The organism is Hyphomicrobium sp. (assembly GCF_036262015.1).
Lineage (GTDB): Bacteria > Pseudomonadota > Alphaproteobacteria > Rhizobiales > Hyphomicrobiaceae > Hyphomicrobium_C.
In genome coordinates this window covers 583,223-596,545 of the sequence record NZ_DATAJR010000008.1, presented here as the reverse complement: position 1 = coordinate 596,545, position 13,323 = coordinate 583,223, and the positions used below count along the sequence as shown (strand labels likewise).

3 protein-coding genes (1 of these 3 running past the window's edge) are annotated in these 13,323 nt (G+C 62.9%); all 3 read right to left on the bottom strand.

Annotation, left to right across the window (positions count from 1 at the left end):
• Tightly spaced (each overlapping or abutting the next), the 3 genes in view from VHO05_RS11500 to VHO05_RS11490 form a layout consistent with a single transcriptional unit that may run on beyond the window.
• Nucleotides 1-9,362, bottom strand: the 5' end (the start) of a protein-coding gene (locus VHO05_RS11500) for an SDR family NAD(P)-dependent oxidoreductase (RefSeq protein ID WP_329646721.1). 9,961 nt of this gene lie to the left of the window's left edge; only the first 9,362 of its 19,323 coding nucleotides appear in the window; the start codon lies at nucleotides 9,360-9,362; its stop codon lies beyond the left edge, outside the window.
• A complete protein-coding gene (fabD, locus tag VHO05_RS11495; protein ID WP_329646720.1) occupies nucleotides 9,359-11,674 on the bottom strand; it encodes an ACP S-malonyltransferase in 2,316 nt (771 codons plus the stop codon). The genes VHO05_RS11500 and fabD overlap by 4 nt, the downstream gene beginning before the upstream one ends.
• The gene (locus VHO05_RS11490) at nucleotides 11,671-13,323 is read right to left on the bottom strand and encodes a cyclic peptide export ABC transporter (protein WP_329646719.1); all 1,653 of its coding nucleotides are present in this window, start codon (nucleotides 13,321-13,323) and stop codon (nucleotides 11,671-11,673) included. The genes fabD and VHO05_RS11490 overlap by 4 nt, the downstream gene beginning before the upstream one ends.

Here is a 13,323-nt window from a genome sequence, read left to right as displayed (position 1 = left end):
TACTCATCGAGCGGCGTCCCCGCCTCGATACGTCCTGCAGCCACACCGCTGACGCGCGCGAGCAAATGGCGCAGCGCATCGGATACGCGCTCCACGAGACCCTGCGAGACGAGCACACGCGTCTGTGGCAATGGCGCCGCGATGGCGCGGTTCGTTCCCGCTTTTTCGAAGAACGAGCGGATACGGCTCCCCTCACCTGCAACCACCGCGATTTGCCGGACACCGGACGACTGCGCCGCGCCAAGCGCAGACAGACCCGCCTCCGTCGCCAATGGTCTCTGGGCCATAGTTTCGAACAGACGGGCGCGGCCAGCCTCGCTGATCTGCATCCCGCCGTCGCGCCACAGAGGCCAGTTCACCGAAATCACAGGCAGGTCGCCGTACCGCGCAGACGCGATTGCATCGAGAAAACCATTCGCGGCGGCGTAGTCTGCTTGACCGGCGTTGCCGACAGCACCGGCCAGCGACGAGAAAAGCACGAAGCTATCCAGCCCACGGCCCCTGCAAGCCTCCGCGAGCGCAAGAGTTCCCAGAACCTTCGGGGCCAACACGGCCGCCAGATCATCGCGCGTCTTATTCAACAGCGTGCGATCGCGCAACGTGCCCGCACAATGAAGCACGCTGTTCAATCTGCCGTGACGAGCAATGATCCCGTCGATCAACGACGCTATAGCCGCACGATCCGCAATATCGACGGCGTGATAGCACACGTCAGCTCCCGCCGCACGCAACGCATCAAGAACCCTCGCATGCTCAGAATCGAATGGCGACCGCCCGACGAGAATGAGCACCGGCGCCTTCGCGCGCGCTGCGATATCCCTTGCCAGCAGGCGGCCGATCCCACCCATCCCGCCAGCTATGAGATAGACGCCACCATCGCACCAAACCGGTGCTTCGAGCCGCGGCCGAGAAAGCGGTACCCAGGTACGAACACGACGGCTTCCCGCATCGCGGCGAACGCGGCGATGATGAGGGTGACGCGCTTCCTCATCGAGGAGATCCGCCACCAATTCCGGAGCAAGCGACGCCGATACGCCGATGACTTGCACAGACAGGGACGGATACTCCGCGGATGCGGTGTCAAGCAGGGCACCGAGCCCAGAGAAAAGGGCATCGCCGCCAGAAATGGAATGAACAAGCTGAACCAGAACGGGAGACACGTCGGCACGGCGCATCTCCTCCTGAAGCGCGTCCAACGCGGCACCGGCAGCAGCCGCATAGCGCACGCCAATGTGTCCCGCGCCTAGATCGCAATCGATCACACGTGCACTCGGGCGGTTCGCAACGGCAACACCGCAGCTCAGAATGATACGACGGTGAGACGCCGAAGCGAGGGATCGGGACAACGGCGCTTCCGTCCACTGCGGAGCAAGCAGAACCGTCTCGTCGGCGGGCGGCGCAACAGTTTCGACACCCGGAATCCAGAAGCGCGTATCGGCAAACGCGCGCGGCGACAGCGGGGTGCGCCGCTGCGCTCCACCCGGATAGGCCTCAAGCACCACATGGGCATTCACGCCGCCAAAGCCGAAGCTGCTGACGCCGGCCCGGCGCGGAAACTCTCGACCCGCTGAGTCCAGGCGCCTCGGCCAAGGCGCACGGTCGCGTCCGATGAAGAATGGGCTGCCGGAGAGTTCGATATGCGGATTGATGTCCGCGCAATGGAGAGTCGGCGGAATCTCGCCCCTCTGCATGGCGCCAAGAACCTTCACAACCCCCGCCAACCCGGCCGCGGCCTCAAGATGTCCGATGTTGGACTTCACCGCACCCAGCGCAATTGTCGGAAGCGGCTTCTGCCCGCCCATCCTGCTGTACGCAAGAGTCAGGGCCGCGATCTCGACCGGGTCACCCAGTGCAGTGCCCGTACCGTGCGTTTCGATGTAACCAATGCTAGCTGGATCGATCTCCGCCATCGCGCGCGCGACGAGGTCGGCTTGCGCCTTTGCGTTGGGTGCCGTTAATGCACCAGCACGACCACCGTGATTGACGGCAGACCCGATCAACACACCGAAGATGTTGTCGCCATCGGCCTCCGCTTGAGCCAGGGGCTTGAGCAGCAAAGCGACAACGCCCTCTCCGCGCGCATAACCATCGGCATTCGCCGAGAACGTCTTGCAGCGTCCTTCGGGGCTCAGCATTCCGGCAAGGTGCGGGCCTTCGAATCCTTCGACCGAGAGGGCAAGGTTGACACCACCCACGAGTGCCGTCGTGCAACGGCCCAACGCCACAGCCTCGGCGCCCCGTACGAGTGCCACGAGAGAACTGGAACAGGCTGTGTCGATCGCCTCGCTGGGTCCATTCAGATTGAGCTGGTAAGAGATCCGATTGGCGACCATAGCCAGCGAATTGCCGGTCGCCGCGAAACCGTCATGCGGAACGCCATGGGCTTCGAGCAGGCTCGCATAGTCGCGGCCGGAAACGCCGACGAACACGCCAGTATCGCGCGGCAAATCTTCGGGACGATAGCCCCCGCTCTCCAACGCCCGCCACGTCGTCTCGAGCAACAGACGTTGCTGCGGATCCATACGCTCCGCTTCCACAGGCGAGATACGGAAGAACGCCGCATCGAACCGGTCCACATCCGCAAGGAAGCCACCGCGCTTTGCGAATGAAGCGCACTCGATCCGTTTGGCGTAGTCGGCACCATAGCGATGAAGCGGAAACTCGGTCGTCAAATCCGCGCCCGCCAGCAGACGATCGACAAAGATGTCCGGGCTATCGGCACCCGGAAGCCGGCAAGCAATGCCGACAATGGCAACTTTCGTGCACGCTTCGTCTCTGTCGGCGCCGAAACTCATGCTGGCGCGTGGCGCCAGCGCGTGGCGTTTCTCATGAGTTCGTGCAGCCCCCGCGCCACGACCGGCCAAATGACGACTGAGCGCGTCTACATGCCCACAGTCAAAGAAGATCGCCGGCGAAACCGTAACACCGAAACGCTCGCCGATGAGCGCTGCGAAACGCGTGAGCGAGATGGAGTCGAAACCGAGATCGTAGAACGAGGCGCGCGGGTCGATCTGCGCCGCGTCGAATTTCAAAAGCTCACCGGCAAGAGACGTCAGCTCATCACGCAAAGCCGCGTCAACGTCGGCGTCCGAAGCGCTTGCGGGTAAGGGGCTGATCGCAGGCACCGCTGCGAATGAGCCTTGGCTGGGTCGCGCTCCGCCACGCGCGCCCAGCGGCTGTATGACGGAGGGTGCGTCGTCGAATTCGGGATACCAGCAGCGCACCCGTTCAAACGGGTACGTCGGCAACGAGACGCGGTTCGGCCTTCGCCCTGAATGAAGTACGTCCCAGTCGATTGCGACGCCATCCGCCCAATACGACGCGATGCGATCGAGCGCCGGACCGATGGTATCCGCTTTCACACGCGCGGCATCGGCTCGTTGCTCGCGATCGAGCGTGCTCGGCGTATACCAGACGTCCGCCGTAGCACTGGGCTCCGCCACGAACGCATCGAGCTTCCGCACGAGATCTTCAGGAGACCGGGCCACGACCGCGAGACGGCACGGCAACGCTGTTCGTCCAACTTGAAGCGTATAGGCAATATCGCCGAGTGCCAGATCGGGGTGCGCAACGACATGATCGCGCATCCGCTTCACCACCCGCGCGAGCGCTGCGGGGTTCATTGCCGAAAATACCGCAACCTCTAGGCTACCGGAGTGGAGTGCGCGAGGAACGCCGATGTACTCTTCGACAATGAGGTGCGAGTTCATGCCCCCCGCACCGATAGACGTGACGCCCGCCCGGCGCGGCAACTCTCGCCCTTGCAAGTCACGCATCCGCGTCCACGGCGCAAGGTCTCGCTGCACGCGGAACGGCGTTGTTGCGAAAGGAATGTCGGGATTGAGCGTCTCGGCGTGCAGAGACGGCGCCAACTGTCCGTGCTTGAGTTGCATCAAAACCTTCGCGACGCCGGCCGTACCTGCTGCGGCCAACAGATGCGCGACGTTCGATTTCACGGTGCCGAGAGCGCAGAACTGCGTGTCATGCGTATGCGCCCGATAGGCTTGTGTCAGCGCCCGGATCTCGATGGGATCGCCGAGCGCCGTGCCGGAGCCGTGTCCCTCCACATAGCCGATCGTCCGCGGGTCGATCCCCGCATCTTCGAGCGCCTTCGTGACGGCTGCGGCCTGCTGCGCCGGACTCGGAACCGTAAACCCGTTGCGCACTCCCGCATTGGTAACGGCCGTGCCCTTGATGACACCATAGATGTGATCGCCATCGCGTTCCGCGTCGGCCGTGCGCTTCAGCACCAGCGCGCCCACGCCTTCGCCAAGGATCGTGCCGTCCGCGCCAACTCCGTACCCGCGCACGACTTCGGCCGTCTTGCTGGTGAAATGCTCCTGGGAAACGGCGATGAGTTTCTGCGGATGAAGCAGCAGGCTCACTCCGCCCGCCAGCGCCATTTGGCAGCGACCCGAGCGAAGCATGTGGACAGCTTCGTGGATGCACGTCGAAGACGCCGAGCACATCGTATCGAGGAAATAGGACGGCCCCGTAAGCCCGTAGAAGTAGGACACCATATTGGGAACGGTGCCCGTGTAGCTGCCGCTCGCCCGCGTGCCACGCACGAGCATATTCTGGAAGCCGTAGTAGTCGTACTCGTTGGTCATGGAGCCGACGAGTACCGCAACGTCACCGCCGAACTTTTGCTGCAGTGTTTCACGCGAATAGCCAGCGTCTTCGAAGGCTTCCACGCTCGCTTCGAGAAAGAGCCGTACCTCAGGCGACATCAGCTCGGCTTCAGCCTGGGAAATCCGGAAGTAGCGCGGATCAAACTTGTCGATATCGTCGAGAAAGGCACCGGATTTGACGACGGTCTTGCCCAAGACATCGCGCTCGGAATGATAGATCGCGCTGTGATCCCAGCGCTCCTGCGGAACCGGCCCGACACTGTGCTCGCCGTTGGCAAGCATCTTCCAGAATGCGTCCTGGTTCGCGGCTTTCGCAACACGCAGGGAAAGCCCGATGATCGCCACGTCGTGCGTATCGTTAGGCGTTTCCGATGAAGACACGACGTTCCGCACGTGTTGCCGTACCCCGGCGTCTCCTGCTGGCTCCGACGCCGGCATCGCTGCCGAAGGTAAAGGTAAAGCGCGCGTAAGCGCGGCACCATGCTCTTCCACGAGGTGTGCCGCTAGGCTAGCCAACGTCACATGCTCAAAGAAAAGGGTCTTGGACAGCGGTCCAACGATCCGTTCCAGCCGCGCCGTGACATCGACGATGATGATGGAGTCGAGTCCGTACTCGATCAACGGCGCATCGTCGCGAATGCGCGCCGGCTCGATTTGGGTCGCTTCCGACAGCAACTCCTTCAGATGGGCAACGGTTCGTTCCAGAAGCCCGGTATCGATGTCCTTCGCATCTGGCGCGCTTTCGGCAGGCGTAGCGGCTTGCACTACGGCAGTCTCAGCGAGAAGCGTTTCAATACGCGTGCGATCGCCGTAGAGCACGACAGCACGCGGAGCGTCTCCACACGACAAAGCCTGCCAAAGCGCATCAATACCCACTGCTGTCGGCAAGGGCTCCGTGCCAAACCGGCGGCGCAATCCTTCAAGGAAGGGACCATCGACCGTCATGCCCCCTTCAGCCCAAAGCGGCCAGGCAATCGCCCGCGTTGCCCCGCGCCGTTCGCCACGCGCGACGCGCGCGTCACGATGCTCCGCGAAAGCATCGAGGAACGCATTCGCCCCTGCATAGGACGCCTGTCCCGCATTGCCGAATGCCGACGCGACCGAGGAGCACAACACAAGGAACGATAGGCCGAGATCGGCGGTGGCGGCATCGATATTGAGCGTGCCGGCAACCTTAGGCGCGAGCACCGGATCGATGCGCGCCGCATCCGTCCCAAAGATGTAAGCATCGTTCAACAGGCCCGCGGCGTGGATAACGCCCTCTAGAGCCCCAATCTCGCGTCCAATCGAGGCAACCAGCCGGTCGACGGCCGTGCGATCAGACACATCGCAAGGCATATAGCGAACATCGACGCCCCTCGTGCGTAGTGCCGCCAGCCGAGCAAGACCTTTTGCGTCCGGCGCATCTCTACGTCCACTCAGCACGATGTGGCGCGCGCCCCGCGCAACCAAGGCGTCAGCGAAAATTAATCCGAGCCCGCCGAGACCACCGGTGATCCAGTAGACGCCATCCGAATCGAGCTGAGGTGGCAGGGTGGCCGGGACGGGTCCCGAGACCTTCACCGGCCGCCAAACAAACCGGCGTCCATCGCCGTCATGGCGGATCTCGGCAGGAGATCCCGCGGCCGTCGCCTCGAGTTCCGCGATCTGCCTCAAACGCTCGGCATCGCACGCCCCTAGCACCTGAATCACAGCACCGGAGATTCTAGGATGCTCCAGAGAAGCGGTCTTGAGCAGCCCGACAAGAGGCGCGGCCACGAAGGCGGGAACGGCGTCCGGAACGATCACCAGGATGCGTTGGTGACCCTTGGGGCTCAGCCCCACAAGATTGGCCACATGCGCATGGATCGTATGGAACCAGTTCCCAGCCATGCGGGCGGAATCGCGCGCGTCAGAGTCGGACAATGTGCGCACATCGAAAGCCGATTGCGCCGCGAGTGCATCCTTCAATCCGCCTAATGCACCCGTGAGAAAGACGGTCGTTGCGCGCTCGGACGTCGTGAACAACGCAGCCGTCTGCGCCCATTCGCCTTTCGCCAGCACGAGATCGCGATCCGTCCGCGCGATGCCAGGCTGCGCTTCGGCAGCGATTTGCGCGCCTTCCGAGACGAGCCGCAACGCCAGCTCCTTGAAGGCGACGCACACGCGCCCGCTTTTGTCACAGAGATCGATATCGAGATACCGGAGTCCATGCGCGACTCGGCCGCTCGGCCGCACATAGGCCGTCATCGCCGCCTCGCAACGGCCATGCACCTGGACTTCGCGGCAAGCGAACGGCACACCCGCGCCGGATGGCGCTTCGTCGTCCAGCGCCACCCAGGCTTGAATGGCAGCATCCAACAGAACGGGATGCAACGGCATGTCCGAAAGCGAGGCGGCGAGCCGGCGCGGCAAACGCAGCTCCGCGAGCACATACCCATCTCCCCGCCGCACAGCGCTCAACGCCTGAAAGGCCGGACCATGCACGACCCCACTGCTGCGCAAACGCTCGTAGCAAACCTGGACGTCCGTTGCGCGCGCAGCCCCCGCCCGCAACTGCGCGAGATCATGGACGGCAACGCCGGCATCCCCCTCCGCGACTCGCCCTTGAACACAGATCGGACCGGGAGCTCCGCGATCCAACGCCGATACCGTGAATTCGGCCCCGCCCTCTTCGGACCGCGCGAGCCGCAATTCAACCTCGACAGGCGTGTCACCGGCAGCAATCGCGCGAGACCACACCAGATCGCACAAACGCAACGGCCCTTCAGAACGCGCACCGAGCACATAGGCCGCCCGCGCCATCTCCAGCGCCACAACGCCGGGAAGGATCTGCGCACCTTGCACCTGATGATCAGCAAAGTAGAACTCGGAACCCGTCCAGCGCGTACGGTAGGCCACACCCTCGAACGATGAGCAGTTTCGATGCAGCAACGGATGCGGCACTGCGCGAGCATCCTTGATGCCGGTGGCTGTGTCGATCCAGTGGCGCTCGCGCTCAAAGGGATAAAGCGGCGCATGGATTCGTTGCGCTCCAGAAGGCGCGGTGAAAACGACATCGCCACCGCCAGCCCACACATCCGCACTACGCCAGGGCTCCGCTTCGGCAGCGCCCGCTCCCTGCAAGCGCACGCGCGTATCAGGCTCGCCCGCAACGTAGGCTATGGAGGCATCGCGAAGATCGGCAACGCTCTCGACGACAAAAGCCACCCGGCGATCCATCTCCTCACGCCCCGCCTGGAACGTGAGCGCGAGATCCACCAAATTCAGGCCCGGCTGCCGATCCAGGAAGTCGATCAGAACCTCTGCAGAGCGCCGAAGCGCAGTGTCGCTCTTGGCAGATATCGGCACCACCAGCGGACCGTGCGAGGAACGTTCGGCCTCTGGCACAAGCGGCGCGTCCTCAATGACAGCATGAGCATTGGTTCCTCCGAAACCGAAGGAGCTAATCCCAGCGCGTCTCGGCTTCCCGTCGCGCCGCGGCCATGGCGTCAACCGGCTTTGGATACGGAACGGCGTCCCGGAAAGATCGATCAAGGGATTGAGCGTCTCAAACCCAACGTTGGGCGGAAGCGCGTCGTATCGCAACGCCGCCAGCACTTTGGCGATACCCGCCACTCCGGCCGCTCCTTCGAGGTGACCGATGTTTGTTTTCACCGAACCAATGCCGCAGCTGCCCTCTTGGAGCACAACGCCGGTATCGCTTGCGCGCTTGCGAAAGGCCGCTTTGAGACCGGAGATCTCGATGGGATCTCCAAGCGGCGTCCCCGGGCCGTGCGCCTCAACGTAGCTGATCTCGTCCGGAGCAACACCGGCCCTGCCATGCACCTCCGCAATGAGATCCGCCTGAGCCGTGGGATTTGTCACCGTGAGGGAGCTGGTGTGCCCGCCGTGGTTGGTGCCAATGCCGGATATGACGGCATGGATCGGATCGCCATCCTCCTGAGCGCGCGCAAGCGGCTTGAGCAGCAGCATGGCGCCGCCCTCGCCACGCACATAGCCATCGGCACGCGCGTCGAAAGCTTTCGCCTTGCCGTCCTTGGACAGCATCCCGCTCTTGGCAAACGCAATGAAGTGATTGGGTGACCAGGCGAGATTGACTCCACCCGCGAGCGCCAGATCGCATTCCCCATTCTGAAGCGCACGCACTGCCTCGTAGATGGACACGAGCGACGCCGCACAGGCCGTATCATTCGTTACGCTTGGCCCACGCAGGTCGAAGAAGTGCGACACGCGGTTCGCGATGACGGAGAAAGCAATGCCCGTCGGCGTATAAGCATCGAGCCGCTCGAGATGCTTTTCGATCAGCTCGGCATAGTCCCAATGGCAGACGCCCATGTAGACGCCGGTTCTGCTGCCGGCCAGAGAGTGCGCGCGCAAGCCCGCATCCTCAATCGCGTGCCACGCCATTTCGAGCGCAAACCGCTGCTGCGGATCCATCCAAGAGGCTTCGCGCGGCGACACGTTGAAGAAAGCAGCATCGAACGCGTCGGCATCTTCGAGGAAGCCACCCCAGACGCTGTTCGTCTTATTCTCCTTCGCCGGATTCCCACGTAACTCGTCCGCGTTCCAACGGCGCGCTGGCACTTCATTGATGAGCGAGCGTCCAGAAGAAAGATGCCCCCAAAATGCGTCGAGGCTGTCCGCGCCGGGCAGTCTCAGACCGACGCCGATGATGGCAACGGGCATATCCCGCGACGGCCCGTCCCCCGCGCGGATCGGCTGCTTGATCTCTTTCTTCGCACGCGTCATGAGAAATCCGCTCCGGCCTGCATCGCCGCAAAGCGCCGGTTGAGCAACGATGCGGTCTCATCCATCAGGCGCTCGGCGATCCCATCCACATGCCGGTCCCGCCACGACGCGAGCCCGTTGCCGCCCACCCACTGATTGAAGGCGCCCTGCGCCGGTCCGCACTGCACCTGGAAATCCACCTTATGCGCGAGGTCTCCGGCCAACGCCCACCGGGTCGAGTCTCGGAAATACCGTCTAAATACGAGCGCCATGCGGTGCTTGGGCGAACGCCGCGCCCTTTCGACGTCCGGGCCCGGATACGCAGCAGCGGTTTCGTCGAACACCTGCGCAAACGTACGCTTCAGATAGCGTTCTTCGATCAGCGCCCGCGTCTTGTCATCGATGTCGTCGAGCGACTCATGCTGTCGATAGAGCGCGACGAGCTTGTTGGCGCGTGCCGGGAAGAAGATACCCTTCTTCAGAACCTGCACCTTCGAGCCCATCTCGAACAGGTCTCCGGAAGGTGCGTAGTCTGTATCGTGCACATTCATGCTCTGGAGCAGATCCTTGACCACATCGCTCGTGCCAGCTTCCACGGTGCACTGGTTGATCGATCCCGTCAGAATGAAGTCGGCGCCCATGACGAACATCGCCGCCGCGGCTTCAGGCGTGCCGATACCCCCCGCAGCCCCGACGTGAACGCGCCCAAAGCGCGGCGTGATCTCGGCGCACCTGTCGCGCACGGCAAGAATTGCGGGCAGCAGGGTCAACGGCATGCGCTGATCGGTATGTCCGCCGCTATCCGCTTCGACGCAGATCGCGTCGGCAACCGGCGCTGCGCGGGCCAGATCCGCTTCCTCCGGTGTGAGAGCCCCGCTCTCAATGAGCTTGGCGAGGATCGGCTCCGGGGCAGGAGACAGGAATTGTTTGGCAACATCCGGCCGCGAGATCTTGGCAATGATCCGATGACGCGAGCGAATGCAGTTTCCGTCCCGTTCGAGCCCCTTCGCGCGATAACGCACGAGCGCGGGCGTCACCTGCATGAACGCGGAAGCCTCGATTGTCGTGACGCCATGTTTCATAAGGAGATCGGCAAGATCGTCCTCGACCTGCGGCGCATTCGCGTGCGCGATGAAATTGATGCCATAGGGAGCGCCGTTCGGAATCTGACTTTGGATCGCAAGGATTGCCGTCTCGATAGCAGCCGGACGCAAGCCGCCGGCGCCGAAAAAGCCCATCAGCCCCGCTTTCGCCATCCTGACGACGACATCGACGGACGAAACACCCTGATACATGCCACCCGAAAGGTAGGCCGTCCGCACACCGAACTCGCGACAGAACGTGCGCGAACCAAGCCGTTCCAAAGTGAAGCCCGGCGTGTGGCGGCACGCACTCCGGTGGTCGACCTGCGTCGCGGCGGGTTCCGCTACAGTCTCGGACTGCAAATCGTGCGAAAACTCGGAGGCATCGAGTGGACCGCACTCAATCTGCGTCCGCATGAGCATGGGCTTGACCACGCTCACACCCTTGGGCGCAATCTCCTCCACGTCCGGGGTTGCAATGCCCTTAGCCAGCAAGTAGCGGAGACTGTCCGACCAGCGCACAGGTGCGGTGATCTGCTCGATCATGCGCTCGCGCAGGCGATCCGGCTGATGCGGCCTTGCAGTCACATTCGAAATGACAGGAATGCGTGGCGGAGCGAACGTCACGGCGTCCGCGAGGCTTCGAAACGCATCGCGCGCCGGCGCCATGAACGGCGTGTGGAAAGCCCCGCTCACGTCGAGCACCTTGAAGTAAGTGGCCCCGGCTTCGCGAAAGGCGGGTTCCAGACGCGCGACGACATCGCGCTTGCCGGAAATCACGATCTGGCGCGGCGTGTTGTAGTTGGCAGCATAAACCTGGCCCGCCGCATGATTGAGGAGCACGCTCTCCACCTGAGCGGCGTCGAGACCGAGCACCGCCGCCATCCCGCCGCCCACGGCCGCTCCCATCAGTTCTCCGCGCGCTTGCACGAGCCGAAGTCCGGTGCCGAAATCAAAAACGTCGGCGGCGAACAAGGCGACGTATTCGGCGACGGAATGCCCAAGCAGATAATCCGGCGTCGCGAGCTGATCGCGTCGAGCGAGATAGCCGAGCGCCCCTGCCACATAGAGCGCCGGCTGCGTGTAACGCGTCTGCGTGAGTTTCTCGGCCGCGCCCTTGAGACACAAATCCGAGATCGAATAGCCGAGAATGTCGTCGGCCTGCCGCGTCAAGTCCGGAAAGGCATCGAAGAGGCCTGCCCCCATTCCGACGCGCTGCGCGCCCTGACCTGGAAAAAGGATCGCTTTCATGCGCCGCTCCATGCTGCGCCGGGGCGGTCCCACAGCACCGATCCGAGATCCAGCCGAACCACGCGGTCCGCCACGCTCCAATAGCGTTCGTCATGCGTCACTGCGATGATGGTCTTGCCGCGTGCTTTCAGGTCCGCGAGGATCTTTGTGTAGAAGTGCCGCCGGAAATGAACGTCCTGCTCAGCCGACCACTCGTCGAAGACATAGATCGGCCGGTCTTCGAGAAGCGCTGAGATAAGTGCGAGGCGCTTGCGCTGTCCCGTCGACAGGTTGGTCTGGCTGAATCGTCCGTTCTCGAATTTGACCTTGTGTGCAAGCCCCATCTCTCCGATCAGCCGTTGCACTTCGGCTGGATCGGCATGCTCGGCCCCATAGAGACGATCGAACAGGTGGAAGTCGGCAAAGACCGCCGAGAACAGCTCGCGCAACCCGGCAGCACCGCGTTCGCGCAATGGAACCCCGTTGATTTCAACCACACCCTCTTCCGCGGGATAGAGCCCGGTGAGGAGGCGAAGAGTCGTGGACTTGCCGCTGCCGTTGCCGCCAACAAGGAAAAGCGTCTCGCCGGACCGGACGGTTAGATTAAGTGGTCCCACATGAAACCGCGAGCTATCGCCCGGACGGCCATAGCTGAACGTCAGCCCGCGATACGTAATCTCTCGAAACCCGGCGTAGGCGCCCGAAGCGGATCGGGCTTCGGATGTTGAAACGGAATCGCCAGAGTCGAGCTGCTGCTCAATTTCAGCAATGGCTTTGAGCCCGACTTCTGCCTGCAGGAACATAGGCGACTGGGCAACGATCTTTGCCAGCGGTCCCATGCAGAACAGCAGCGTGGGAATAAGCTGAAACACCACCGCCCCGTGCGCTGTCATATATTGTGGGAGCACGAAACCCACGACGCCGAGCATGAGGTACGTCACAAAGCTGCTGAGCAGGATCAGCGAAGCCCAGTGTTCACCACTGCGAACGGCAGCCTCCTCCGCCGAGGCGGATGCCGTACGGTATGCAGTCATCGCCGCATCGCTCCGGCGTGTATTGAGCCTCAGTTCCTTGAAGCCGTCGATGATGTCGCTTGTCGCGTCTAGCATCCGCGCCTGGTGGCCGAACCCAGCACGCAACGTCTCACGAAAATCTTCGTTGATCCGCCGGTAGCCGAGAATGCCGATCCCTACAGCGCCGATAAAAACGAACAGGGCCAGCGGCGACAAATAGGCGAGGTAAACCAACGAGACGAGCAGCAGAACGCTCTGCTGGAAGCTGTCCACAAGCAGCGGAAACGTCACCGACAGGTGGTTCGTCTCACGCGAGATCAACCCATAGAGGTGACTGCGTCCCATGCGATCGACGACTGGCAGCTCGGACGCGCGGAGCTTTTCGGTTATCCGTACGCGCAGATCTTTCAGAAGCTTCTCAATGACGCGATTGGCGCGCAACAGCGCAAGCTTGTTGCATTGGTAGTAGACCAGAAATGCGCACGCGAAGATCACCCATTCCATTGCGGACGGCCGCTCTGCGTTCGCAACCAGTCCGGCAACATCGTTGACGATGACAACCAGCAGCGCGTTGGCAAAACCCGCCGCCAGCGTCAGCAGAGCCATGCTTCGGAGATCGCGGGCGCTTGCGCGCTTGATGAAGTCGAGAATGACCAC

Bases quoted from the DNA above. Each gene is read 5' to 3' on its own strand.
- fabD (WP_329646720.1), bottom strand. From the start codon at position 11,674: ATGAAAGCGATCCTTTTTCCAGGTCAGGGCGCGCAGCGCGTCGGAATG.